The organism is Rhizobium sp. IBUN (genome assembly GCF_000510625.1).
GTDB classification, from domain to species: Bacteria; Pseudomonadota; Alphaproteobacteria; order Rhizobiales; family Rhizobiaceae; genus Rhizobium; species Rhizobium altiplani.
Genome location: NZ_AZNV01000063.1, coordinates 1 through 24,516, shown reverse-complemented (window position 1 = coordinate 24,516; position 24,516 = coordinate 1). Strand labels below are relative to the sequence as shown.

General features: G+C 58.0%; 20 protein-coding genes and 3 pseudogenes. 16 read left to right on the top strand and 7 right to left on the bottom strand.

The features are described from left to right. Window positions 1–594: BON domain-containing protein (locus tag RHIBUN_RS0130835; RefSeq protein ID WP_025662329.1), on the top strand; the 594-nt coding region annotated here is incomplete at its 5' end. Window positions 595–840: 246 nt separating this feature from the next. Here RHIBUN_RS0130835 and RHIBUN_RS0130830 read toward each other — a convergent pair. The 4 genes and pseudogenes from RHIBUN_RS0130830 to RHIBUN_RS37745 form a co-directional block, all read right to left on the bottom strand. Then, the gene (locus RHIBUN_RS0130830; protein ID WP_025662589.1) at window positions 841–2,391 is read right to left on the bottom strand and encodes a bifunctional aminoglycoside phosphotransferase/ATP-binding protein; all 1,551 of its coding nucleotides are present in this window, start codon (window positions 2,389–2,391) and stop codon (window positions 841–843) included. Window positions 2,392–2,779: 388 nt separating this feature from the next. Next, the gene (locus tag RHIBUN_RS0130820) at window positions 2,780–3,220 is read right to left on the bottom strand and encodes an EF-hand domain-containing protein (protein WP_025662587.1); all 441 of its coding nucleotides are present in this window, start codon (window positions 3,218–3,220) and stop codon (window positions 2,780–2,782) included. Window positions 3,221–3,492: 272 nt separating this feature from the next. Then, window positions 3,493–6,282: a cation-transporting P-type ATPase gene (locus RHIBUN_RS0130815; protein ID WP_084659909.1), complete on the bottom strand. Its 2,790-nt coding sequence runs from the start codon at window positions 6,280–6,282 to the stop codon at window positions 3,493–3,495. 240 nt (window positions 6,283–6,522) lie between these two features. Then, window positions 6,523–6,642, bottom strand: a pseudogene (locus tag RHIBUN_RS37745) (universal stress protein); the annotation flags it as partial. Between the two features lie 154 nt (window positions 6,643–6,796). Between RHIBUN_RS37745 and groL the strand changes: the two are divergent. The 9 genes from groL to RHIBUN_RS34430 all read left to right on the top strand — a co-directional run bounded on the left by groL (window position 6,797) and on the right by RHIBUN_RS34430 (window position 18,238). Then, window positions 6,797–8,419 carry a chaperonin GroEL gene (gene groL, locus RHIBUN_RS0130805; RefSeq protein ID WP_025662585.1) on the top strand — a complete coding sequence of 541 codons (1,623 nt, stop codon included), beginning with the start codon at window positions 6,797–6,799 and terminating at the stop codon, window positions 8,417–8,419. Window positions 8,420–8,950: 531 nt separating this feature from the next. Next, on the top strand, window positions 8,951–9,385 hold the full coding sequence (locus RHIBUN_RS0130800; protein WP_245271773.1) for a DUF3775 domain-containing protein: 435 nt from the start codon (window positions 8,951–8,953) through the stop codon (window positions 9,383–9,385). A gap of 661 nt (window positions 9,386–10,046) precedes the next feature. Beyond that, window positions 10,047–11,798, top strand: coding sequence for an acetate--CoA ligase (gene acsA, locus RHIBUN_RS0130795; protein ID WP_025662583.1), 1,752 nt, complete (start codon window positions 10,047–10,049; stop codon window positions 11,796–11,798). Then, the gene (pdhA, locus tag RHIBUN_RS0130790; protein WP_025662582.1) at window positions 11,795–12,799 is read left to right on the top strand and encodes a pyruvate dehydrogenase (acetyl-transferring) E1 component subunit alpha; all 1,005 of its coding nucleotides are present in this window, start codon (window positions 11,795–11,797) and stop codon (window positions 12,797–12,799) included. The genes acsA and pdhA overlap by 4 nt, the downstream gene beginning before the upstream one ends. After that, window positions 12,796–13,788: an alpha-ketoacid dehydrogenase subunit beta gene (locus tag RHIBUN_RS0130785; protein ID WP_037218091.1), complete on the top strand. Its 993-nt coding sequence runs from the start codon at window positions 12,796–12,798 to the stop codon at window positions 13,786–13,788. The genes pdhA and RHIBUN_RS0130785 overlap by 4 nt, the downstream gene beginning before the upstream one ends. Then, window positions 13,785–14,960: a dihydrolipoamide acetyltransferase family protein gene (locus RHIBUN_RS0130780; protein ID WP_025662580.1), complete on the top strand. Its 1,176-nt coding sequence runs from the start codon at window positions 13,785–13,787 to the stop codon at window positions 14,958–14,960. The genes RHIBUN_RS0130785 and RHIBUN_RS0130780 overlap by 4 nt, the downstream gene beginning before the upstream one ends. After that, window positions 14,957–15,202 carry an acyl carrier protein gene (locus tag RHIBUN_RS0130775; protein ID WP_025662579.1) on the top strand — a complete coding sequence of 82 codons (246 nt, stop codon included), beginning with the start codon at window positions 14,957–14,959 and terminating at the stop codon, window positions 15,200–15,202. Before RHIBUN_RS0130780 ends, RHIBUN_RS0130775 begins: the two co-directional genes overlap by 4 nt. A gap of 1,228 nt (window positions 15,203–16,430) precedes the next feature. Further along, window positions 16,431–16,841, top strand: a complete 411-nt coding sequence (locus RHIBUN_RS34960) for a hypothetical protein (protein WP_084659907.1) — start codon at window positions 16,431–16,433, stop codon at window positions 16,839–16,841. Window positions 16,842–16,870: 29 nt separating this feature from the next. Beyond that, entirely contained in the window at window positions 16,871–18,238 is a 1,368-nt protein-coding gene (locus RHIBUN_RS34430; RefSeq protein ID WP_025662577.1) for an AarF/UbiB family protein, read from the top strand. Here RHIBUN_RS34430 and RHIBUN_RS34425 read toward each other — a convergent pair. The 3 genes from RHIBUN_RS34425 to RHIBUN_RS0130745 form a co-directional block, all read right to left on the bottom strand. Then, window positions 18,222–18,806 (bottom strand): phosphatase PAP2 family protein, encoded by a 585-nt coding sequence (locus RHIBUN_RS34425; protein WP_245271774.1) that lies wholly within the window; start codon window positions 18,804–18,806, stop codon window positions 18,222–18,224. The genes RHIBUN_RS34430 and RHIBUN_RS34425 overlap by 17 nt on opposite strands. Before the next feature lie 986 nt (window positions 18,807–19,792). Next, on the bottom strand, window positions 19,793–20,218 hold the full coding sequence (locus RHIBUN_RS0130750; RefSeq protein ID WP_025662575.1) for a metalloregulator ArsR/SmtB family transcription factor: 426 nt from the start codon (window positions 20,216–20,218) through the stop codon (window positions 19,793–19,795). Next, on the bottom strand, window positions 20,215–20,853 hold the full coding sequence (locus RHIBUN_RS0130745) for a peroxiredoxin (protein ID WP_037218094.1): 639 nt from the start codon (window positions 20,851–20,853) through the stop codon (window positions 20,215–20,217). Before RHIBUN_RS0130745 ends, RHIBUN_RS0130750 begins: the two co-directional genes overlap by 4 nt. 116 nt (window positions 20,854–20,969) lie before the next feature. Here RHIBUN_RS0130745 and RHIBUN_RS0130740 point away from each other — a divergent pair, with 116 nt between their 5' ends. The 6 genes and pseudogenes from RHIBUN_RS0130740 to RHIBUN_RS34420 all read left to right on the top strand — a co-directional run. Further along, window positions 20,970–21,908, top strand: a complete 939-nt coding sequence (locus RHIBUN_RS0130740; protein ID WP_025662573.1) for an MBL fold metallo-hydrolase — start codon at window positions 20,970–20,972, stop codon at window positions 21,906–21,908. A gap of 6 nt (window positions 21,909–21,914) precedes the next feature. Then, window positions 21,915–22,343, top strand: coding sequence for a YeeE/YedE thiosulfate transporter family protein (locus RHIBUN_RS0130735; RefSeq protein ID WP_025662572.1), 429 nt, complete (start codon window positions 21,915–21,917; stop codon window positions 22,341–22,343). Continuing rightward, window positions 22,343–22,783: a YeeE/YedE family protein gene (locus RHIBUN_RS0130730; RefSeq protein ID WP_025662571.1), complete on the top strand. Its 441-nt coding sequence runs from the start codon at window positions 22,343–22,345 to the stop codon at window positions 22,781–22,783. Before RHIBUN_RS0130735 ends, RHIBUN_RS0130730 begins: the two co-directional genes overlap by 1 nt. Before the next feature lie 38 nt (window positions 22,784–22,821). Then, window positions 22,822–23,613, top strand: a complete 792-nt coding sequence (locus RHIBUN_RS0130725) for a sulfite exporter TauE/SafE family protein (protein ID WP_025662570.1) — start codon at window positions 22,822–22,824, stop codon at window positions 23,611–23,613. A gap of 182 nt (window positions 23,614–23,795) precedes the next feature. Continuing rightward, window positions 23,796–23,930 (top strand): annotated as a pseudogene (locus tag RHIBUN_RS37740) (cytochrome B); the annotation flags it as partial. Further along, window positions 23,930–24,516: pseudogene (locus RHIBUN_RS34420) on the top strand (response regulator transcription factor); the annotation flags it as partial. The pseudogenes RHIBUN_RS37740 and RHIBUN_RS34420, both read left to right, overlap by 1 nt.

Here is a 24,516-nt window from a genome sequence, read left to right as displayed (position 1 = left end):
AGCATCGACGCGGCCCATATCGGTGTCACGGCAGAAGGTGGTGTGGTCACACTGACCGGCCACGTTGCCACCTATTCCGAAAAGGACGCCGCCGAGCGTGCGGCTCGACGCGTGAAGGGCGTGCACGCTATCGCCCAGGAAATAGAGGTGCGTCCGTACGGCACCCATGTTACCGCAGACGACGAAATCGCCAAGCGCTCGATCAGCACGCTGGCATGGCGTACGACCGTGCCAAGGGATGCAGTCACCGTCAGGGTTCAGAACGGCTGGGTCACCCTCGAAGGCACGGTTGAATGGCAATATCAGAAAAACGCGGCTGCGAGCGCCATTCGCGATCTGGCAGGCGTCGTCGGCATCTCAAACCTGATCGCGGTTGCCCCTCGCCCCACCTCGAGCGATGTCAAACGGCGGATCGAAGACGCGTTCCGACGCGACGCAGAACTTGAGGCTCAAGCCATCCAAGTGAACGTGCTTGATGGCAAGGTCACGCTTGATGGAACTGTCAAGCGCTGGTCCGAGCGGCAGGCCGCCGAACACGCCGCCTGGTCGGCTGCAGGCGTAAAGGCCGTCGAGGATCACTTGCGCATCGGCTAAAGCCTGAAAGGATTCGAGGCGCCAAAGGTTCAGAGTTCGCGCCTCGAATTCTTGCCGCTCAACTCTTACGCTTTCCAGATGATGCCGGCGATAGATCCAACCACCCTTCGGCGTCGACAATGGGACGCTTAAAAGGCTCCAAGAATTTGGGTAACGAAGCTGTAGGTGAGTAGCCACATCGTAACGCGACATCCATGGCAGCTTCCAGGCGCCACTCTGTGGCGACCACTTATACCTCATTCATTACTAGATCGACGCGTCGAAGTCTTCTTCGATTTCATCGTGCGGGCGAAGGATCTCATCGATCAGAACCTCGATGGGTTTTCCTGCGTCAAACCGCTTCCATTCGATAGCGCCTAGCTCGTGATCAAGCTGTTGCTCCAAAACCTCAATCCCGGCGTCCGAGACGCCCCTCAATCGGTCGACTACACGCCGTCTAAGAAGTGCCGGATCAGCATCAAGCCAGACACCCTGAAAGACTCGTTCATCGCCGTTGCACGACGCCTCGATCAACTTGCGATTCCGCGGCTTGTCGAAGACGCCGTCAACTACCACGCAACCGCCCGCCTTCAGGTGGAGCCGCGCGCGCCAAGCTATCTCCCGGTAGACCTTCGCCGAGATTTCTGGTCGGTAAGCTGCCGCCGGCAGCCTTGTCTCGGGAGGAACCCCGTGTAGCGCCTTCCGGAGCCTGTCGCTCTCGATTATTCGGGCACCTGGTGCCGCGCCGACAAGCGGTGCCAGGGCTTCCGCAAGCGTCGTCTTGCCTGAGCCGCTGAGGCCCCCTATCGCTATCAGACGGGGTGGTTTTGCACGCAGCATCGAGCCTGCGAGCTGAAAATATGATCTTGCTTCCTTTATGAGGTTCTCGTGCTGCTGCGGCTGCGCATCTGTCGCGGTGGTGGCAAGAACGTGGGCACGAACTGCAGCGCGAAGTGCCAGGAAGAACGGGAGCGTCTCGAAGCCTTCCTCGTCGTCCGTCTCATCAAAGTAGCGATTCATCAACCGGTTCGCCAGCGCATGCTCGCTGCGATACCATAGATCCATCAGCAAGAACGCAAGGTCATAGAGTACGTCGCTCGTGGCTATCTGATCATTGAATTCGATGCAGTCGAACAGGCGTGGTTCGCCGTTCAGCAGGAAGATATTCCTGAGATGAAGATCGCCGTGACACCTGCGTACCTTTCCTTCCTGTCCGCGTTGTTCGAGGATGTCTGCAAGGCTTCCCAGGGATCGATGAAAACTCGATGTGAGCTCTCGCACTTCCTCTCGAGAAAAGACATTGCTTGTTGCAAATCCGGCTTCGTTGATCTCGAGAATCAAAGAGACGGCTTTTCGCCCTGAAATCGTGCCGTCAACTTTCGAGCCACGGTGATAACGCGCTATTGCATAGGCGAGCGAGTTGATCAGTTGAGGCGTCAAGCCGCCCGACCTGGCGACGTTGTCGAGCAGCGCCGACTGATCAAAACGACGCATTTCGACGAGCGCTTCGCGTGTCGGGCCGCTGCCGTCGATACTGTAATGGCCGATGGTCTCTTCCGTGATCAATCTGACGCCAAGGTAGGTTTCCGGCGCGGTGATGCCGTTGAACTCGATTTCCTTGTGGCATGCAGCCAACCGGGCCTCGATCGAAGAAAAATCGACATAGGGAAGTTTGACCGCTCGTTTCATTTTATAGGCGCGGTCTCCTGACAGAAAAATGATCGAGATATGCGTACGAATGACTTCAACTGGAAGCTCATCCCTGCGCAAGGCTTCCTTCAGGAAAGCCACGATCGCGGATTGGTCCTGGACGAGCATGGTAGATCCTCTTTCTTCACACTGGAGATCTTGCTCGGCATGCTTTGGTTTGACATTGAACCTGTTCAATGCTCCTTGCTGCCCCGCACCTTCCAATGATTTCTGGCGGACACTTGACGTCGATTTGCCAGTCTTGCCTACCCTTCCCTGATCACTCCCCCTGGCTTATCGGCGGCCAAACACTCCAGATAATCCCCGGGGGGTGAAAAGGTCATGCCCGAGATCCCGCTGCAGGTGGTGATGACCGCGAAGTCAGACAAAATCGAGGTAATCTTGATCCAAGCTAAACCACTCCGTATCCGGCGTCCTCGCCGAGGGCTTCTAATTAACTCGCTGCAATGCAATCAGCAGCTTTTCCGCAGTGGCAGGCTGCGAAAGCGGCGACCGGCTAGGGCGTCATAAAGGCCTGAACCTCGTCGGGGACAACTTTACCGTCTTTGTTTGCATCCACGCTATCGAAGATCCGCTTGTGGATGGCCATGACTTCGTCGAAGGAGAGGCCACCGTCGCCGTTCATGTCCGCAATTGCGAACATAATCTTCATTACTTGCCCGCGCGTGGCCATCATCGGTAGTCCGTTCATAGGGCCCTGGCCGATCATCCCTTGGCCCATCATACCTGGCCCCATCGGAGGCATCATGCCCCACTGGCCGGGCATCCCGCCTTGCCATGGCATTCCTTGGGCTGTGGAAAACACGCGCGGCTGCGTGAGCGTCGGATCGGGATGGTGCGGACCGACCGCGGCCGATTGTGCGGCAACGTCAGCGACGCTGGCGGCAGCGACTAGAATAGCAAGCGCGGCCGAACGAAACGAGACAGTCATCGTCATGAAATCCTCCTCTCATTCAGAGTTGAGGAACCGTTCGAACTCACCATGGCTCCCCCATTATTTTCATAATAGGAGAAGGACATCGCTTTGAATTTGCGCTGAATCAAATTTCGGAGAAAACCTCACGGGAAGCTCAATATCAGGTGTCGCTGAGAGGAAACTGACGAAGCTTTTGCAGGCGGATGATCGCGATTGCGATGGCCGTCCCGTGCTTCACGGTGCCGGTCCTGTTTAGCCTTCCCCGCGGTCGAAGAGCAATGGCGAATGCCACATCAAAACCAATGATTGCGTTTTGGGGGTGCCACTTCCTGTTCCGTCATGGCCTTCGCCAAGCGCAGGCCTAGGCCTAGCCAGCACTGCGAAGCCATTACGGGCAGCAGGCTGCAGGTCGTTGCCAGCACCCAACCCTCCATACCGATTGGTGCCATTTCCAGTGCCGTTGCCAAGATCGGCAAATTTACGGCTGCCAGCATTAGGCCGAGGCAAAGCGCGATCGCGTACCAAACAAAACGATTCTCGGTTATGGCATTCCTGCAGAACCCGCTAGTTCTTTCGCGCAGGCTGAAGACGTGCCAGAGTTGCGCAAGTGCGATCGTGATGAAGGAGACCGTCGTCGATTGTTGGTTTGAATACTCCAACCAGCGGGTAGAAACCATCAGCGCCATGAGTGCAGTGGTAGAAATTGCTACCCCGCATAGCACTATGTAGCGCCATTGTCCGGCTGTAATGATAGGCTCCTTCGGCCGCCGCGGCGCGCGGACAAGCACGTTCCCTTCACCCTCGCCTGCGGCGAGCGCGAAGGCGGGAAAGACATCGGTTACCAGGTTAAGGAAGAGGATCTGCATAGGCAGCAGTGGCAGAGGCAACCCGGCAAAAATAGCAGAGCCGACGACGAGTACCTCGGCGAGGTTGCAGGAAAGCAGATACATCGAGAAGCGGCGAATGTTGTTGAAGATAACCCTCCCCTCACGGACTGCATGCACGATCGTCGCAAAAGCATCATCCAACAGCACCATATCGGCAGCGTCGCGCGCCACATCCGTACCGCGTTGCCCCATGGCGATGCCGATGTCGGCCTTAGCAAGTGCTGGCGCGTCATTTATCCCATCACCGGTCATGGCGACCACCTCGCCTTCGCGCTGGAAGAGGGTAATCAGCTCAAGTTTTTGTGCCGGGCTAACTCGTGCGAAGACGTGGTGGCGGGCGATTGAGCGTCGGAGTGTTTCGTCTGCACTGGTCACATTGGATAGTGCGGCACCGGTCATGACCGCCGCCCCCGGCTCCGTCATCCCAACAGCGCGTGAAATACTGAGGGCGGTGCTTGGATGATCGCCGGTGGCCATAACCACACGAATACCGGCACCGCGCAATGCGGCTATCGTCGCGGCAATATCGTGTCGCGGCGGATCGCGAAAGGCGACAAGGCCGAAGAAGACCAGGCCATCAATGATCGGCTGATCCTTTTTTGCCTTGGGATGAATCGCCACGGCAAGGACCCGCAAGCCATCCGCCGCAAGCTGCTCGGCGCGAGCAAGCCAGGCCGCTCGCGTTGCTTCGTCAAGCGGTTCTTCCTTAGTGCCAATGCAGTCGGCCACTGCGAGCAATTCCTCCGGCGCCCCTTTTACCGCAGCAACGTGACCATCGCCGTGCCGGTGGACTGTTGCCATGCGCCTGGTTGCTGTGGTGAAGGGATGTTCGGCCACCTCCGGATAGGCATCAATCTGGGCCGGACGTTCGAGACCCGCAAAGCTGCCCGCGCGTAAAAGCGCGACCTCCATAGGGTCTCCAGTGCCGGACATGGCTTGTCGGTCGTAGTCGGCGTTTGAACAGAGCACGCCGATCAACAACGCCCGCATCAATTCCGGATCTGCGGCCGGATCAACGGCGCGGCCTTCGTTCAGGATGGCGGCGCTCCGGTGATCAACAGAGAACTCCCCGGAGGGCGTCAAAATTCGCTCGACCTCCATTCGGTTCTCCGTGAGCGTGCCGGTCTTGTCTGTGATGATGAGAGTGGTCGAACCGAGAGTTTCCACAGCGGCGAGGTTTTCAACCAGAGCATTATGTCGAGCCATGCGCAGCATTCCACGGGCAAGCGCCAAAGTGGCGACGATCGGCAGGCCCTCAGGGATTGCCGCCACCGCCAGTGCAATCGCCGTCTCCACCATCAGAAGAGCTGGCCGTCCAGAATACAGCCCGACGGTAGTAATGACTGCAGCAAGCGCCAAGGTGATCCAGACGAGCTGGCGCGACAACAACGCAAGTTGCTTTTCGAGCGGTGATTCTCCACTTTCGGCGTCTTCCACCAGCTTGGTGATGCGTCCGAGTTCGGTCATGAGCCCAGTGCCGGTGACGATGCCTTCGCCGCTGCCACGCACAACGTAGGTCCCCTTGAACAACATCGCACTGCGATCGTGCAGACCGGCGGCTTCCTGATTGGGGCTGACACCCTTCTCGACCGGCAGGGATTCCCCGGTCAATGCCGACTCATCGGCACTCAAAGCGGCGGAGCTCAAGCATCGCATATCCGCCGAAACCACATCACCCGCGTCGAGCAGGACTACGTCGCCCGGGACGAGCTGGTCCGCGGGAATCTGCTGCGCACGGCCGTCTCGGCGCACGCGCGCGGTCCGTGCCTCAAGTTGTCGTAATGCCTCCATCGAACGTACCGCCCGTCGCTCGGTGTAATATCCTATGGTCGCATTGATTATCAGCACCGCGGCAATTGCCCCGGCCTGTTTATACTGGCCAAATGCCAGCGAAAGCACCGTCGCGGCGACCAAAAGGGCTACAACTGAACCGGCAAACTGCCGCGCGACCAACCGGACATCGGATATTGGGCCTCGGATTGTAAGCAGGTTCGGCCCGAAACGCCTAAGGCGTCGCTCAACCTGCCGCCGATCGAGTCCGACGGTAGGGTCGACAGCAAGGGCATTGGCGACGCGTGCGCCCGAAAGCGCATGTGGATGGAGTATTGAAGTGGGAGGCTCACTAGCATGCACGTCAACTTTCCTCCTCGCGTGGCGTTCGGTACGACATTTCTGCCGATTGGACTGCCACAACATGTTACGTGGATGGCGATGACGCAACCGCGCCTCCCATATGCGGTATCGGACCATTTATCATCGCAGCGGTTTGATGCGTCTGCGAAATTGGCGATCGCTGCCAATTTGAAGTCGTCGCCTGTTCGGCGCCACGCTCCTTGCGGCGTTGCGCTGGTGTGCAAGAAGCAACAGAATCTTTGCGGTTTTGAGCGTCAATTGCGGGGACACCACCAACTAGGCGTTGCTGAAGCCGCGATGCTGATTGTACTCCCCCATAACGATCATGTCGGCGGCGTTGTCGACATCATGTTGGCGCAAGACCTCGTCGACCCGCCTGCGGCCGCTGCCGATGCAATCGACATCGACCTTCACTCGGTGACGAGGCGAGCAAGATCGCGACATCCGTCACGGCCCCGTTGTGACGGGGTGACACCTGATCTGCGGTGCATCTCACGGCGTGTTGTGACTAGTTTGATCGCTGTCAAAGCAACTTCTCGCCTCTACACATATAGTCGCCTTCAACGGAGGTGATGTTATGACGCACAAGCAAGTTCTGTTTCGTTCGGCCGCACGGGAAAAGATTCTCAAGGGGACCACGCAGCTCGCGGATGCGATACGAGTAACGCTGGGACCGCGGTCGAAGGCGGTTCTGATCGAGAAGAAGTGGGGGACGCCGCTCGTCTGCAATGACGGCGTGACAATCGCCAAGGAGTTCGATCTAAAGGACCCCGAAGAAAACCTTGGTGCCCGTATGCTGCGTCAGGCCGCAGAAAAAACCGGTGAAATGGTGGGTGACGGAACGAGCACGGCAACTATACTTGCCCAGGCCATATTCGCCGATGGCTTGCGCAATGTTGTCGCCGGAGCAAGCGCAATCGACATCAAGCACGGCCTGGATCGTGGTCTCGCCTGTACCATTGCCCAACTAAGACGGAACAGTCGGCCGGTCACAGAAAAGCGAGAAAAGGTACAGGTTGCCACCATATCAGCGCACAACGACCCGCAAATCGGATCGCTCGTCGGTGACGCCATGGATAAAGTCGGTGATGATGGCGTCATCACGGTCGAAGAGTCGAAGTCGACGGAAACCGTCCTGGACGTCGTCGAGGGAATGCAGTTCGACCGCGGATTCTTGTCTCCTTATTTCGTGACGGACACGGAACGGATGGAAATCGTTCTGGAAGATGCTGCAATCCTTCTCGTGGACCGAAAGCTAAGCGCATTGAATGACTGTGTCGTATTGCTCGAAAGCATTGCCAAGGCCAACATGCCATTGCTCGTCGTTGCCGAAGACGTCGAAGGCGAAGCCTTGGCGACACTAATCGTCAATCAGATCCGGGGTACGTTCCGCAACTGTGCCGTCAAGGCACCGGGCTTCGGTGATCGCCGGAAGGCGATGCTGCAAGATATTGCAATACTGTCGGGCGGACAGGTCTTGTCGGAAGATCTTGGCATCAAGCTGGAGACTGTGACGTTAGAACAGCTGGGTCATGCAGCACGCGTAGTCGTCACCAAGGATGCAACAACGATTGTTGGCGGTGGAGGCGAGAAGAAAGCGATTGCGGCCCGTGTCGAGCAGATCCGGAAGGAAATCGAGCAAAGCACCAGCGACTATGACAAGGAAAAGCTCCGGGAACGCATGGCCAAGCTATCGGGAGGCGTCGCTGTAATCAAGGTTGGAGCTGCCACCGAGGCCGAGATGAAGACGAAAAAGGAGGCTCTTGACGACGCCATTAATGCAACCAAGGCGGCTGTTGCCGAGGGAATTCTGCCGGGCGGTGGCGTCGGTCTGCTACGCTGCATCGATGAGATCACCGCCGAAGAGCTTCAATGCGACGGCGACGAACGAACTGGCGTACAGATTCTCAGGCGCGCGCTAGAGATTCCTATTCGACAGATTGCGGAGAACTCATCTACTGACGGCGGCGTCGTGGTCGCCAAAGTCTGCGAAGGCAGTGGAGCTTTCGGCTATGACGCAGGCCGGAAGGCCTACGTCGACATGTTCGATGCAGGCATCGTCGATCCGACAAAGGTGGTTCGCGTCGCGCTCGAGAACGCCGTTTCGGTCGCAAGCGTCCTGCTCCTAACCGAGGCAACGATGACCGAAATTCCGGACGACCGCAAGGACGATCAGGGGCGATCAGACACCTCCCTTTGACCGGTCACACGCAAGGAGGGCCTTCGCGCGACGAGAAAAGAAGGATACGAGCGAAGGGCTTCGACCTTCAGCAGTCTCTCAAGGTCGCGCCTGTCGGCGTCGCCCGTTCACAGAATGAGTTGCCACTGCGACAATCGTCGTGCTGACAATTCGATGAGATTCCCGGATCTGCCCAATTGCAATTCATCTCATGGGCGTATTGCCATCTGTGTGGCGGCCGTTCCGCCGGGGCGACGGCTAAACGAGATCGGTAGCATAGCGATCCTAGGTAGGCTTCGGGAAAAGCTGTCAATAGGTTTTTTCAACAGAGTAGCTATCGTAGGCCCAGGGTCTAGTCCGATAGCATCCAGCCTCGCTCAGCATAATTGACACGTACGAATTGACATGGGTCAATGCCTTAACCCGCCACGATACTCTACATTACGCCATCATCATTAAGGGACTTATGGCTGATTCGCTGACTGGCCGTCCAAGGCACTCAACATGGATTGGTAGCGAACGGACCGCCGCTTGACTGTAAGGGACCTGAGCATGAAACTCCATCGCGATGAAATGCCCCCGTGGCCGGCGACCATCTCTCCGGAAAAAGTCTGCTTTTTCATTCTGAAGGCGCGCGAGTTTGACGTGAAGGATGTCTACACGGACGAAGGTTCTGCCTCGAACCCTTTGGACGATTCCATGATTGCCGTATTGGAAGACGGACCCGACGATCCGATTCAGGAGGAGCTTCGAAGTTCACTGTGGGCACTCAGCGAGGATGAGCAGATCGACTTGGTCACTCTCGTGTGGCTTGGACGTGGCGACGGAGGAGCTCTAGAATGGGACGAAATACGAACCAGGGCTATCGATGCACGTAACGGTCGGACTGCGGCATATCTGCTTGGTACCCCGTTGCTTCCAGACTACTTGGAGGAAGCGCTTGCGATGTTTGGCCAGTTCTGCGATGCCTTTGTCGATCATCTTTAGCCACCTCAATTGTGAAAAGTCGGGCCGCAAGCCAACAAGCACACAGATGCGCTAGCATTCCCTTGGCGCTCCATAAATGCCCGCAGGAGTATGGCTCTCAATCTCGATAGCACAATATTCCCATCGACTTAGGCGCCACCCATGCGTGGTCGTGATTTTATGAGCGCGATTCCGACGCGGCAGTATCTGGGGACTTCCTGGGGTCTTCATCAATTTGTGTGGTTCACTGGTCGTTAGCGATGATGCCGCTGTGGGCAGCCATGCGAATGAAAAAAATGGTCACCGCCATATCGCAATTCCCAGAAACGTCGCGAAAGCGTGAAACCCTCAAAACTGTTTCGCGAGACCTTTGTTATCTGACCATATTCAGCAGCCTTCTCTTCCAATCTGGCCATTCCTGATGGCGGGTTGAGAGTTCGATGCTAGTATACACTCGCTGAGGAATCGAAGGCTGTCTTAGCGGCGTCGCAAAAGACAGCTGACTGGATTTGATCCGGTCCATTTAGCAATGGCGTTTGACGCCAATCCGGAGGAGCAAAGAAGCTCGTTCGGATTTTATCGGCTAATCGCGTCGTCGCACCCTGCAGGATGCGCGGGTGATTTTGATCAGAATCAATGCTGCCCGGTCCCTTCTCCGATCATTCTGGAACAGGAGGAAGCCATGTCGATAGTCATCGAAAAGAAGGTAGACGGCAACGAGGGACTGGCACCTAACCTAGCCGACTATGAAGTGGCAAGCGACGGGTTCGGCTGGCCAAAACCGGAGGAGGCCTTTGGCGATCGCCCTGACGCACCAGGCTGTTTCAACGTCGCCTATGAGGCGGCCGATCGTCATGTTGCCGCCGGGTGGAGTGAGCGGGTCGCGCTGCGCTCGATTTCCATCGAAAAGCCTGCCAAGATGTTGACCTATCGACAGCTTGCGGAAGATAGCGCTCGCTTCGCCAATGTTCTCGTCGACCTGGGGATTGGACAGGGAGATTGCGTATTCACGCTGCTCGGCCGTGTGCCGGCGCTTTATATCGCCGCCCTAGGAACATGGAAAAGGGGAGCGGTATTCAGCCCGCTCTTCTCCGCTTTTGGTCCGGAGCCGATCAAGGCACGCATGCAGATGGCCGACGCGAAAGCGTTGGTCACGACCGCGCGACTGTTGGAACGTAAGGTGAAACCCGTATTGGGCGACTTACCAAGTCTGAAGACCATCATCCTTGTCGGCGGCGGCGATGGCGGAATGAATTTCGAAGAGGCACTCGCTAAACAGCCGAATACGTGCCAGATCGCGCCGACCCGTGCAGAAGATCTGGCTGTCATTCACTTCACGAGTGGCACGACCGGACGGCCCAAAGGGGCAATGCACGTGCACGGTGCAGCCGTCGCCCACAAACTCACAGCGGCCTACGCGCTGGATCTGAAGCAGGATGACGTCTTCTGGTGCACTGCCGATCCAGGTTGGGTAACAGGCACATCCTACGGCATCATCGCGCCGCTCCTAATTGGCTGTACGCTCGTCTCCGACGAAGAAGAGTTCGACGCGGAACGATGGTACGCCAATCTTGAGCGCGAACGAGTGACCGTCTGGTATACTGCACCGACTGCGATCCGAATGCTCATGAAAGCCGGAGACGATCTGCCGAGACGTTACGACCTCAGCCGTTTGCGCCTGATCGCCAGTGTAGGCGAACCGCTCAATCCACAAGCCGTGATCTGGGGTCGGGATGTGCTGAAGCGACCAATCCACGACAACTGGTGGCAGACTGAGACCGGCGGCATCATGATTTCCAACTTTCTCTCCATGCCGATCAGGCCGGGCTCGATGGGCCGGCCTATTCCTGGGATCAGAGCTGCCGTGGTGAAACGTGGGACATCCGATACGCTGTGTTTCGTCGATGCCTCGGGGGAACAGGGGGAATTGGTGTTAAAGGCCGGATGGCCCTCAATGTTTACCGGCTACCTCAATGAGGAGGAACGCTATCGCAAATGCTTTGCAGACGGATGGTATCTTACTGGTGATCTCGTTAAGCGGGATGCCGATGGATATTATTGGTTCGTGGGTCGCGTCGACGACGTGATAAAATCAGCGGGTCACCTAATCGGACCCTTCGAGGTCGAGAGTGTATTGCTGGAACATGCCGCTGTCGCTGAGGCGGGCGTGATCGGTGTGCCCGATCCTATTGCAATGGAGGTGGTCAAAGCGTTCGTGTCATTGCGCGAGGGATATGCGCCGGGCGAGGCACTACGCAAGGATTTGCTCGCTCACGCCAGAAAGCGGCTTGGTCCGGCCGTTGCACCCCGATACATCGCTTTCTGCGACGACTTGCCGAAGACCCGATCCGGGAAAGTCATGCGGCGGCTCCTAAAAGCCCGCGAACTCGGTCTGCCTGAAGGCGACACTTCGACGCTTGAGGTTGAAAGATGAAGAACATCGCTAACGACCGCGTCCACCTTACCCGCGACCATACTTTAGAATTGCTGAACCAGATGACGCGCATTCGCCGCTTCGAGGAAAAGTGCGTCGAGCTCTATACCCAGGAAAAGATTCGCGGTTTCCTACACCTCTATATCGGCGAAGAGGCAACCGCCGTCGGAGTGATCTCCGCGCTGGCGGAAGACGAAGCGATTGTCGCGACCTATCGGGAGCATGGTCATGCCCTCGCTCGCGGCCTACCGATGGAGGAGGTGATGGCCGAGATGTATGGAAAGGTGACTGGCTGCAGCAGGGGACGCGGCGGCTCCATGCACATCTTCTCCGCTCGCCATCGCTTCTTGGGTGGAAACGCGATCGTGGCGGGTGGACTGCCGCTCGCCGTCGGCCTTGCGCTCGCCGACAAGATGCAGGGGATCGAACGAGTGACTTGCTGCTTTTTCGGAGAAGGTGCAGCTGCCGAGGGCGACTTCCATGAGGCCTTAAACCTTGCGGCCCTCTGGCATCTACCGGTTCTGTTCGTTTGCGAAAACAATCTTTACGCCATGGGCACGGCGCTTTCTCGTTCGCAGTCCAACCCGTCAATCAGCGCACGCGCCACCGTCTATGGCATCGGCTCTGAGGCAATAGATGGAATGAGTGTAGTTGACGTCGAAGCCGCGGCGCGCCGTGCAGTACATGCTGTCCGCCGCGGCGAAGGTCCCCGCTTCATAGAAGCCAAGACCTATCGCTTCCGCGCTCACTCGATGTTCGATCCGGATCTCTATCGCGAGAAGGCTGAGATAGAAGCTTGGAAGAAGCGGGATCCAGTTGTGTTGTTCGCCAATTGGGCGGTTTCAGCCGCCATTCTTCACCCCGACGACCGCCAGGAGATCGAGGCGAAGGTCGCCCAGGAAATCGATGCTGCTGTCGCTTTCGCGGAAGCTGCGGAGTGGGAGCCTGTCGAAGATCTCACCCGTGATGTCATCACACCGGCTGCGGAGTTGGCACGATGACGACGACCAGCCGCCACATGACCTATCGTGAGGCTGTTCGCGAAGCGCTGCGCGAGGCGCTGGGAAGGGACAAGCGCGTTTTTCTGATGGGCGAAGACGTAAACCGCTATGGCGGCGCCTATGCCTGCTCGCTCGGCCTGCCAGCCGAGTTCGGCGATGAACGAATTCGCGATACGCCCCTGTCGGAATCAGCTTTCGTCGGAGCGGGCATCGGAGCCGCTCTTGGCGGAATGCGGCCGATCGTAGAGATCATGACCATAAACTTCAGCCTGCTTGCGCTCGATCACATCGTCAACACCGCCGCGACGCTCCGGCATATGTCGGGCGGACAATTCTCGGTACCCATTGTCATCCGCATGGCAACGGGCGCGGGGCGCCAGCTCGCGGCACAGCACTCTCACAGCCTGGAGGGCTGGTACAGCCACATCCCAGGCATCCGAGTTGTGGCACCGGCAACCGTCGCGGACGCCCGCGGTATGCTCTGGACCGCCCTTATTGATCCCGATCCTGTCGTCATCATGGAGCATGCCACGCTCTATAACGATGAGGGCGAACTCCCGGCCGAGGGCGACATGTCGGTAGACATTACCAAGGCTGCGAAGCGGCGGGAAGGCGTCGATGTCACCATCATCGCCCACAGCGGTTGTGTCAAGAAGGCGACGAGCGCAGCCGAGTTGCTAGCAGGCGAAGGCATCGACTGCGAGGTGATCGATCTTAGAACCCTTCGTCCGCTCGACGATGCGACAATCGTCGCCTCCGTCAAGAAGACCCATCGGGCGGTCATCGTCGACGAGGCCTGGCGCAGCGGCAGTCTTGCGGCGGAAATCGCCAGTCGGATCACAGAACAGGCCTTCTACGATCTCGATGCACCGGTGGAGCGGGTTTGCAGCGCAGAGGTGCCAATCCCCTATCCGAGACATCTTGAACAGGCCGCGATCCCCCAACCACAATCGATCGCCGCAGCCGTCAGAAAGGTGATGCGGCGATGATCGAGTTCAAGATGCCTTCGCTGGGGGCTGACATGGAAGCCGGGACGCTTGTCGAATGGTTCAAGCAGCCCGGCGATCGCGTGCAACGAGGCGATGTCATTGCGCTCGTCGAAACGCAGAAAGGCGCGATCGAAATTGAAGTGTTCAATGAGGGCGTTATAGGCGAGCAGCTTGTGCAGCCGGGATCCAGGGTCCCCGTCGGGACCGCCCTTGCGAATATCCTCAGCGCCGATGAGGTGCAGATGCCATTACCTGGTACGAAACCAACCGAAAAGGTGGAGCAGCGACCAATCGGCCGGGTCGGCCCGGTACGGCCGGCAACCACCCCGAGAGCACCTTCCGCGCGGATCACGCCAGCAGCGCGCCAGCGCGCCGCCGCCCTTGGTATATCGCTCGAGAGCTTGTCCCCTGGCTCTGACGGTGTCATCGGACTTGCCCAGGTTCCACGCAGTATCGAATGCGAACTTGCCCCGGAAAGGAAGCCGAGCGGAGACCGGCCTGGTCTCGATCGTGACGAGATGCGCAAGGCGATCAGCGCCGCCATGGCACGGTCACATCGTGATATCCCACACTATTGGGTCGCTCAATCGGTCGATGTCACTCCCTTGTTCGACTGGCTGACGACGCAAAACGCCATTCGCCCGATTGAAAAGCGGCTTCTTTACGTTGCACCATTAATGAAGGCGGTCGCATTGGCGCTCAAGGAGGTGCCGGAACTCAACGGCCGCTATGAAGACGGGGTCTTCCGGTCGTCGCCGGTCGTCCATATGGGGCTCGCTACATCCTTGCGCGGCGGCGGCCTGATTGCACCCGCGATACGTGATGCGGATTCAAAGAGCGTCAACGAACTGATGGGCGCAATTGCGGACCTTGTACCGCGCGCCAGACTAGGCCGGCTGCACAGTTCGGAAATGACAGACGGAACCATCACCCTGAGCAATCTGGGTGAGGGCAATGCCGAGTTTGTTTTTCCGCTCATCTACCCTCCCCAGGTAGCGATCGTCGGCTGCGGCACGGCAAGCTCCCGCCCCTGGGCCGTCGGCGATGCCGTCGTGGTTCGTAGGGTGCTCCAGATGACGCTCGCCGGGGATCACAGGGTCAGCCACGGCCGGCATGCGGCGCAGTTCCTGACCCGCTTTTCTGAGCTCGTTTCACATCCGGAGGCTCTATGATTGACGCCGAACTAGCTGACCTCGTCAGAAGGTCCCTCTACACCGTCGCTCCCGATATTGAAGGCGAACCAGTTGACCCTGAACGGACGTTCCGAGCCCAGTTCGAGATCGATTCAATGGACTTTCTGAACTTCGTGATCTGCCTCCATAAAATGACAGGGGTCGAAATTCTTGAGCGGGACTATCCAAACCTGCAAACGCTCTCTGGCGCAGTCGCTTTTCTACGTCAGAGGCTGACTTGATCGGCTTTATCGGGCAGAAGGCAACGGCGGCGCCTGACCACTTCGAGAAAGAGCACAAGCAGCCTACGCTGCCGGGAGTCGGTTTGCCCAATCGCATTGGCCAGTCGACAGGTGCCTCCCCTTTCGGCCGACCCTGCGTCCACGTTGGCGGTTCCAAGCCCAGTATGGAGAAACTGATCGTTGAATTAGCCCGGTTCTTCCTCTACAGACCTCCGGATGGCCGGTCGTGGCCGAAAATCCGTCCTCGACAATTCCCCTCACCAGCCATTGGCTGCTTGCGAGCGAAGAGATCTCGAGCGCGGGAAGGGTTGCAACATTAGCTGAGATCTCGCTGAGTATCGCCCGTTCCGCTCCCAACGGTCAATGACCACTTGCCGGTCGAAACGGGCTGCGTACAAAGTGTAGGATCGAGGGTTCTCCGCACGTTTAGTGGCACGCTAAGAATGACCCATACGAGCGGATCGAAACCATCCCGTCAGGCGAGACGCTGATTTAGCGTCTGCTCCTTTTCGTCCCCGCCGGCAGAGACGGCGAGGGAGTTGACTTGGTTTTCGGGTATCTCATCGCCAACCGTTCTGGCTATTCTACAACACTCGCGAACGATCGGCAGCTTGACCGGCTCACACGGACGAGCTTGGTATTGATGATGATCTGATTGTGGCCACCCTGTGGGATACAAACACATTTCTATGCCGCCTTGTGTGGCTTCACAATTGAATATCGCGGGCCATAGACAGTTGACTATCTCCGAACTGGGCGGTCGCGGGGGATATAGCCATTGAATTTATTCCTCCGCGTCAGCATATATTCCTACGCCTTCGTAACGCCATGCCTTCTCCCGGGCGTGGCGATTTAGATCGCCTCTCGCAAAGGCGAGCTTTTTTCTATCGGTTGCAGTTCGGAAGCCTCAATCTGCGAAGCCTGCCTTTTTGTTCTTGTGAAGGCGAGCCGGTTAGTTCACCGATCCCTCGTATCCGCGCAAAACTCCAAATCCCGCGTGGCGCCCTTTGAGGCGTCACAGCGGTCGGGACCTGTCGTGGGCCTGCCCGTCCGCTTCCGGACAGTGGATCTTCAGTCGTGTGATTGCCGCGCGTGTTGATCGGGTTTTTCTTGATCGGAATCAAAGCAGACTGCGAGAGCTCGGGTACATTAAAAGCTGCCGCATCCACCTGGGCGAAAGCTGAAGCAACGTTGCCAGATGCCGGGTCTTTCGATGAGGAGAACGGTCATGCTGCGGTCAACAGGATACAGGCGTGAAGTGGCACTTGCTTTAGTGCGCGCGCATCGATCGATGTGGCGGCAATGTCTGCTTGCGCTCCTTGCCATCGCGTTGATCACCAGCGTGTTCACGATATCTTACGCCTCGACCCTGTCTGAAGACGAGGACTCGCGGGTCGGCGGCTGCCCGAAGTGGCATCCCGAAGCCGGCATGCACGACGGCACTCCAGGCGGAGTGCACGAGTACCACATCATCGTCGCGATCTTCGACGCAGGCCGCGGCGCTCGGATCCAGAACGCCGTAGTGACGGCGACCGTATCGGGCCTCGGTCATGTCGGCACGAAAACGATCAACGGCAATTTCGTTGCGCTGCATGAACACTCCGATCATGCCGGTTTCGAGCATCAGCACACGAGGTGAGGCACGGGCAACCGATCGAGAGACGTCAGATGCCGATATTCCGTATCTCTCATATCATCTTCGTGGCCATGGCGTTCGCGCTGGGAAGCGGCCTGCGCGCGCTTCACCTCCTCCCCTCAAGGCCATCGTCCTCAGAGCGATTTCGCCTCAGTCTTGAAAGACTTGGCACGACATTCATCAAGTTCGGCCAGGCGCTTAGCATACGCCGGGACATGCTGCCTGATGACTACGTCGTCGCATTGCAGAAATTGCAGGACCATGTCTCGTCCTTCCCCACGAGCGTAGCCGTGCTAGAGATCGAGCACGGTCTCGGCAAATCCCTAGCGGAGTTGTTTGCGGACTTCGAGGAAACGCCACTTGCAGCGGCGTCCGTCGCGCAGGTGCACGCCGCACACTTGCACGACGGACGAAGCGTCATCGTCAAGGTTCGCCGGCCTGGCCTGAAACGCCAGGTCAATCAGGACATGCGTTCACTCTTCTGGCTGGCGCGCGTGGCTACGGTGATCATGCCGCGCCTGCGCCACTACCAGCCGCTGCGCATCATCACGGAGATATGGACCAACCTCCTGAAGGAGATTGATTTTTGCCGCGAGGCAAGAAGCGTCAGGCACTTCGTGGCGGCCTTCGCCGATTGGCCGGCGCTCGAAATTCCAGATGTGGTCGACGACCTGGTCGCAGAGACCGTGATCGTACAGCAGCGGAGCAGCGGGCTGCGGATCGACGACGCATCTTTGAAATCGGCCGGTCCTCGCCTCGCAGCAAACTTCGTCGACGCCTATCTGCATCAAATTTTCGTATTGGGCGTCTTTCACGGCGACCCTCATCCGGGAAACATCCTTATCACTGAAGACGGGCGGCTCTGCCTCCACGATTTCGGGATCGTCGGATTTCTTGACAAGGCCATGCGCCGCAAGCTTGCCGCCTTTGCTTTGGCCTTCGTTCGCCAGGACGCCGACTGGCTCCTTGAGGCCGCAATAGATCTTGGCATCCTGGGGGGAGACCTGGACCGAAGCGAGTTTCGCCGCGGCCTTGTGGAGATCATTGGCGACTATACCGCACTGCCGCTCAAGGACTGGTCCCTGGCCGAAGCTTTCCTGCGAGTGACGCGGCTCGGACAGGCGCAGAATGTCTTTGTCCCGCTTGACCTTCTCATTCTAATGCGGGCGATGTTTCTCGCCGAACACACCGTGCGCATCCTCGATCCTAATCTGTTCGTCTGGGAGACGGTTGCTGTCCTCTCAATGGGCCAGAGCTCAGAATGGACTATTTCAACGGCACAAGGTCAAGACCGGCGCCCGTCTGCTGGTCATCGGGCCACCGTACTCACTGGATTCTTGCAAAGTCAGTCGGACACGTCGTGTATCGAACTCACTTTTCTGCCTATCCTCCCGAAGTGACGTCCCCGCCCCCTCTTAGGGAACGGGTCTGAAATAGTCCACCAACTTCTTGGGGCTTGCAGGATCCTTCAGAGCGGGCTGTTTGCGACCCATCAACGGAGGTTCGACGCCACCGGCCCCGCAAAGAACGCTCGCTCGCCTTTTTTGAACTTCTATCCCAACCAGCAAGGATCTTACTTTCCAAAATAAGCATCCCCATGAATACGATTACCGCCAGAAGCCACCCGAGGAGCGCGTCGGAAGCGTAATGAGATCCAACCGCGACACGCAAAGCCGCCATGGTCGTGGAAGCAATAATCAACGGCGGTGCAATCCACACGCGAGCATTAGCCGGAACCAAGAAAAGAAGGCACAACAGCCACCCCGCTCCCGACGCTTCTCCGGACACGAATGAGCAGTTTCGGGTGCACTCGCCGACGAACGTTCCGGCGGCAGTAAAATCCAGATTTCCGCCAAAGAGATTCGTTTGGAAGGGCCTCGGTCTACCGGAAAAAGTCTTCAGGAACGAATTCACCAATAGGCCAGGTCCGACACCAAGACTGATCAACGCTACCAAAAGGCGCGTCATCGGTAGATGTTCCCGCAGCTGTCTCGAGAAGGCGCCGATCAATCCCATCACAACGATGAGCATTGCGGCGACGTATGGAAGGAGGTAGAGCATCCAACGGATATCCTTGAACACTTCCATTCGACGAAGCGGGAAATATCCGCATTCGACCCCAGAAAGAGCCCCAGCGCAAAGTGGCCCTCTGAAGAACGCCGAGGACACGCTGATATCGATAGTGGGATGAGTGTAGAATGTCGCAAGCAAGGTAAACCAAGCCACGATCAAGGCGAAGAACATCGTTACCGATGGTGTTGCGCAGTACGACTGGTGGCGTGCCTGGGATATCATTGTCTTAGCGCTCGAAGCCGATGGTTGCCCCTTTATCCAACGCTACCATAGCCTGACAGCTACCCGAAACCGGTTAAGAACGGCAATTTTGTTCTCGGAAACCAGCCTGCTGCTCTCTTTCTTCGCCCCTAGTCTGTGACAGCGCCCTGCACTGAAAGGCAGGAAGCTTTGGGCCCAGAATAGGAGGCTGTGTAGATAGATCCCAATCCAAGCGCCATATTGCTGTCGTGACAACAGATCGCTGAGCGACGCCCCCATTTGCGGCGTGAAGATGTTGGCAAGCCATTAGGGCGGCGATCGTCAAAACTCAACGTCTTCGCGATCAAATCGAGAGTGGGCCGTGGTGACTGCAATTGGTTTTGCATATCTTCCTTGAAACTACCGCCTAGACTGGCACCCAAGCGGACACGGGAGACGCTTGGGGCGCTGCCGCCCAGGTATGAGCTGGATTTTCGCCTCTGTTTAATTTGCATTTCGGCCGGATACCCCATGCCCATCATCGCTTTTGGATCACTGCAGAAGAACGAGTCCCTTGGATCAGGCGCAGAATGCCTTGGCGGTCCAGTTGGTCACCTGCTCGCCTATGGTTGCTAGCGCCGGACCGAGCATTGTCGAGCGACGCTTCGAAACCGAGCATCTCCATCCGGCATCCTCCAAACTCAGTCCATCTTTTCCAGTCGCGCCCAGTGCGCCATTTCTCCCGAAATAGCAGGCCCGGCCCCCGCACGGGATTGTCGTTTGGCGGGACTGACCGGCGCGATCTGCGCGTCACTTGTCGATCCAACCTCACAGAACATCTGCGTGAGCATACTCATGACGACCGCGACGCGCCCATCGGAGATCGAGTAGTAGACTTGGCGCGAGTGGCGACGGGTCTCGACCAGGCCCGCCTGGCGAAGTTCCGCGAGTTGCTGCGAAAGCGCCGGCTGCTTGAAACCGAGTTCTTCCTGGATTTCGCCGACAGAACGCTCTCTTTGCGCAATGCAGCAAAGAAGCATCAGCCGGCTTGGTGTGCTGAACAGTCGCATGAACTCAGCAGCCTCAACGGCCTTCTCCTGCATTTCTTCCAGAGCGGCGCCGCTCATCCGCGTCGCTCCCGGTAGTACCAGGACTCGCCTTTGCGAAGGTCGTTGCCTTCCTCCATTGAAGCCGCAGCAGGCTCAAGCAGTGCATCCCCATGCTTCCAGCCCTCGGGCGCCAGAGCCCCTTCCCTTTCCGAGGTCTGCAATGCCTCGACAAGACGGAGGAGCTCGCCTACCGATCTCCCGACATTCATCGGGTACCAGACTATGGCCCGAATGATCCCCTTCGGATCGACCACGTAGGTGGCCCGCACGGACCCGCTATTTTCGGAAGAACTATCCAACATGCCATAGGCTCTGGCGATCACCATCGCCGAATCTTCGATCAACGGAAATTTAACCTTCACTCCAAAGCTATGTTCTATGTCGCGTAGCCAAGCGACGTGAGAATAGAGGCTGTCGATGGACAGGCCGAGAAGGTCGCAGTTTAGTTTGGAAAAGCTCTCATGGGCACGAGCGAATGCGATTAGCTCGCTGGTGCACACTGAGGTGAAGTCGGCCGGGTGAGAGAAAAGCAAGAGCCATCGTCCCCGATAGCTCGAGAGCGACAATTCGCCGGCTGTGGAGCGCGCGACAAAGCCCGGCGCCCTGTCATTGATCCGCAAAGCCCCTAGCCCGGCCTCCATATTTTCAGTCATCGCGTCCATTTTTCCCCTTGTCTATCGGCCAGCCTCGCAAAGCCGTTGGACATCAAAGTACACGCTTGCATATTTAATGTAAATATGTATTTTAGTTTTACCAAATGGAGAACGCCATGCCCAGCTCGGCTATAGACACCCCCCTTTCACACGCATCCGGGATCGTCCAGGAAGCTCTTCAAAGTCATTCGAAGCGGCCTGACGTTCGATCGTTCTTCGATCCCTCGACCTTCACCGTCAGCCATGTCGTCCGCGATCCGAACTCGAACGCCTGCGCAATCATCGACAGCGTGCTCGACTACGACCCAGCATCCGGGCGAACGACAAACGTGTCCGCTCGCGCCCTTATCGATTACGTGAAATCAGAAAGTCTCGAAGTTCAATGGCTTCTGGAGACGCATGCACATGCCGACCACTTGTCGGCCGCGCCGCTCCTTCAAGTTGAACTCGGCGGCCAGCTTGCCATCGGCCGCGAGATCGTTCGCGTCCAGGAGGTCTTCGGTAAGATCTTCAACGCCGGCACGGAGTTTCAAAGAGACGGCAGCCAGTTCGACCAGCTCTTCCAGGACGGCGACCGCTTTAAGATTGGCGATCTGAATGCGACGGTTCTTCACGTTCCCGGCCACACGCCCGCCTGCCTGGCCTACGTCGTCGGCGATGCCGTCTTTCCCGGCGACACCCTGTTCATGCCCGATTACGGCACGGCGCGCTGCGACTTTCCGGGTGGTGACGCCCGCACGCTTTACCGGTCCATCAGGCGCCTGACCCAACTTCCCGACGAGACGCGCATGTTCATGTGCCATGATTACAAGGCATCGAAGCGCGACGACTACGCCTGGGAGACGACCATCGGCGCCGAACGCACAGGCAACATCCACGTGCATGAGGGAGTGACCGAAGACGACTTCGTCAAGATGCGCAACGATCGCGATGCCACGCTGGCGATGCCGAAGCTGATCCTCCCCTCCGTGCAGGTGAACATGCGTGGGGGCAAACTACCCCCGGCCGAGGACAACGGCATTCACTATCTGAAGATTCCAATCAACGCACTGTAAGCACTCATGTCTCACTTGAACTACATCTGGCCGCTTTCCGGCGGCCTTCTGATCGGCCTGTCAGCAGCACTTTACCTGCTACTCGACGGCCGCATCGCAGGCATATCCGGCTTGACTGCCTCTGCCTTCGGCTGGACGGGTGCGGGCGTCAGTCCCCTGGGCATCGGCTTCATTGGCGGGATCGTCGGCGGCGCTGGCATCGCGTTCACCTATATTCGGCATGCCGAGTTGATGATCGTATCGTCGCCAATCCTTCTCATTGCCGGTGGCCTGCTCGTAGGCTTCGGCACACGACTGGGCTCGGGCTGTACCAGCGGTCACGGCGTCTGCGGTCTGGCAAGATTGTCGCCGCGTTCGCTCGTTGCCACGGCGACTTTCATGGCGGTTGCGGCAGTGACTGTCTACATGATGCGGCATTTGATTGGAGGGCTGTGATGACCAGCCGTATCCTTGCTTCGATCTTCTGCGGCATTCTTTTCGGCATTGGCCTGGTCGTATCGGACATGGTCAACCCGGCTCGCGTGCTTGCCTTCCTCGACGTCGCCGGAGACTGGGATCCGTCTCTCGCCTTTGTCATGGGCGGCGCGTTGATCCCCTCGTCCGTAGCCTATGCGATTAAGCAATATCGATCACGCCCGGCCTTCGATACAGAATTTCACGTTCCGACTAGCCGCTCTATAGACGCCAGGCTCGTCTTCGGCTCGGTTCTCTTCGGCCTAGGATGGGGCCTAGTCGGTTTCTGCCCCGGTCCGGCGATCGCATCACTCGTCACCGGGCGCTGGGAGACCGTTCTGTTCGCTATGGCTATGATTGCGGGCATGTTCGCCTACCGCATCGCCCAATCAAGGGTAAGCGCGCCACGTCGCTTTAGTTGAGTATGAGGAGGCCGCGCGGCGGCCGAAAAACCATCGCCATGTACCTCGATGCAATGCAATATATTCTTGGGACCGTTTCCGGCGGACTTGTAGGCTTCACCCTTGGGATGTTCGGCGGTGGCGGCTCGATCCTTGCCGTTCCACTCATGGTCTACTTCGTCGGCGTTCCGAGCGCTCACCTCGCAATCGGGACGAGCGCCTTTGCAGTTGCCGCCAATGCATTTGCAAATCTCCTCGGGCATGCGAGGCTTGGCAATGTCAAATGGCGATGCGCTGGCGTCTACAGTGTCGCGGGCATCATCGGAGCCTTCATCGGGTCGACCGTCGGCAAGATGATCGACGGACAGAAGCTGCTTGTCTTTTTCGCACTTCTCATGCTTGCGGTCGGTTTCCTGATGCTCCGCAAGCGCGGAGCGGAAGGCGATCCAGGTGCGCAATGCTCACGAGGAAACGTGCACAAGGTGGCCGGTTTTGGCGGACTGACAGGTGTGTTCTCCGGCTTCTTCGGAATTGGTGGCGGCTTTCTCATCGTTCCAGGCCTGATCGCCTCGACCGGAATGCCAATCCTCTTCGCAATCGGATCGTCACTCGTCGCCGTCACTGCATTCGGATTGACGACGGCGCTCAACTACGCCCTGTCCGGATATGTTGACTGGTTGCTCGCAGCGGTTTTCATCGCCGGCGGCGTGGTCGGAGGATTGGTTGGTGCCAATCTCGCCCGACATCTTTCGGCGCGAAAGGGGCTTTTGAACAGTCTTTTCGCGGCCCTAATCTTCGTCGTTGCCGCCTACATGCTTTATCGAAGCGCCGGGCAGACATTGAGTGTCTAGTATCGGACACGAAAATCGACCCTTGCCTGTCGGTCAGATTTTCCGCACGCTGCCGTGGCCTACTGTCATGCTTGGGCTACCCGACCGGAACGCCGCGCCGGCGCGAGCGGCAAAACAACGCTCGGCGGATCATCGCGCATCGGACAGGAAATCGACAGCCTCGCAGCCTTAACGATGTGGCTGAGGAATTGCACAGCGCAATCACCAACAGCATCATGGTCCTCGCTTTCATCCATGCCGGCGCCGCTGTCATCGAAAGCTGGAGACACAGGGAAAATCCGGTCTGGTCGATGGTTACAGGTCGAAAGAAGGCATGATGAGAATTCTGCTGATCGAGGACAGCTTACGGCTTCGCGACCTACTTTGCGAAGCTATCAGGAGCGTCGGTTGGAAAATCGACGCCTTCGCGACCGCGCAGGAGGGACGGCTCGCTGTTGAGGGAGCGGACTACGATCTTCTGCTTCTGATCTCGGCCTGCCTGACGAGGACGGAATTGATGTCTTGAGATCACTGAGAGGTGCAAAGGTTCAGACGCCCGTTCTCGTGCTGACGGCCCGCGGCGCGATCGATGAGCGTATCGTTGGCCTGGATGCAGGCGCGGATGACTATCTTGCGAAGCCTTTCCACAATGGCGAACTGATCGCGCGCATTCGTGCTCTCATGCGGCGCGCGCCAGTCACCTCGATGCCGACATTGGAATTTGCGAACATCCAACTTGATATCGCTTCACGACGAGTGACCTGCGCCGGCGCCGAGATTGCACTCGCACCGTCGGAGAAGGACCTGCTCGAACTCCTNATGCGCAATGGCGGCAAGGTGATCTCCAAGGTTAAGATGGAGCATGCGTTTTCAGAATTCGGCGACGAAAGAAGCAGCAATGCGGTCGAGCTCGCGATTTCGAGG

What these genes read in the sequence shown, in the direction of transcription:
- RHIBUN_RS34430 (WP_025662577.1), top strand. Translation starts at nt 16,871, where the DNA reads ATGCCGATATTCCGTATCTCTCATATCATCTTCGTGGCCATGGCGTTC.
- RHIBUN_RS0130785 (WP_037218091.1), top strand. Translation starts at nt 12,796, where the DNA reads ATGACGACGACCAGCCGCCACATGACCTATCGTGAGGCTGTTCGCGAA.
- acsA (WP_025662583.1), top strand. Translation starts at nt 10,047, where the DNA reads ATGTCGATAGTCATCGAAAAGAAGGTAGACGGCAACGAGGGACTGGCA.
- RHIBUN_RS0130730 (WP_025662571.1), top strand. Translation starts at nt 22,343, where the DNA reads ATGACCAGCCGTATCCTTGCTTCGATCTTCTGCGGCATTCTTTTCGGC.
- RHIBUN_RS0130780 (WP_025662580.1), top strand. Translation starts at nt 13,785, where the DNA reads ATGATCGAGTTCAAGATGCCTTCGCTGGGGGCTGACATGGAAGCCGGG.
- groL (WP_025662585.1), top strand. Translation starts at nt 6,797, where the DNA reads ATGACGCACAAGCAAGTTCTGTTTCGTTCGGCCGCACGGGAAAAGATT.
- RHIBUN_RS0130740 (WP_025662573.1), top strand. Translation starts at nt 20,970, where the DNA reads ATGCCCAGCTCGGCTATAGACACCCCCCTTTCACACGCATCCGGGATC.
- pdhA (WP_025662582.1), top strand. Translation starts at nt 11,795, where the DNA reads ATGAAGAACATCGCTAACGACCGCGTCCACCTTACCCGCGACCATACT.
- RHIBUN_RS0130800 (WP_245271773.1), top strand. Translation starts at nt 8,951, where the DNA reads ATGAAACTCCATCGCGATGAAATGCCCCCGTGGCCGGCGACCATCTCT.
- RHIBUN_RS0130745 (WP_037218094.1), bottom strand. Translation starts at nt 20,853, where the DNA reads ATGACTGAAAATATGGAGGCCGGGCTAGGGGCTTTGCGGATCAATGAC.
- RHIBUN_RS0130735 (WP_025662572.1), top strand. Translation starts at nt 21,915, where the DNA reads ATGTCTCACTTGAACTACATCTGGCCGCTTTCCGGCGGCCTTCTGATC.
- RHIBUN_RS34425 (WP_245271774.1), bottom strand. Translation starts at nt 18,806, where the DNA reads ATGACGCGCCTTTTGGTAGCGTTGATCAGTCTTGGTGTCGGACCTGGC.
- RHIBUN_RS0130820 (WP_025662587.1), bottom strand. Translation starts at nt 3,220, where the DNA reads ATGACGATGACTGTCTCGTTTCGTTCGGCCGCGCTTGCTATTCTAGTC.
- RHIBUN_RS34960 (WP_084659907.1), top strand. Translation starts at nt 16,431, where the DNA reads ATGCTGCGGTCAACAGGATACAGGCGTGAAGTGGCACTTGCTTTAGTG.
- RHIBUN_RS0130725 (WP_025662570.1), top strand. Translation starts at nt 22,822, where the DNA reads ATGTACCTCGATGCAATGCAATATATTCTTGGGACCGTTTCCGGCGGA.
- RHIBUN_RS0130775 (WP_025662579.1), top strand. Translation starts at nt 14,957, where the DNA reads ATGATTGACGCCGAACTAGCTGACCTCGTCAGAAGGTCCCTCTACACC.
- RHIBUN_RS0130830 (WP_025662589.1), bottom strand. Translation starts at nt 2,391, where the DNA reads ATGCTCGTCCAGGACCAATCCGCGATCGTGGCTTTCCTGAAGGAAGCC.
- RHIBUN_RS0130815 (WP_084659909.1), bottom strand. Translation starts at nt 6,282, where the DNA reads ATGTTGTGGCAGTCCAATCGGCAGAAATGTCGTACCGAACGCCACGCG.
- RHIBUN_RS0130750 (WP_025662575.1), bottom strand. Translation starts at nt 20,218, where the DNA reads ATGAGCGGCGCCGCTCTGGAAGAAATGCAGGAGAAGGCCGTTGAGGCT.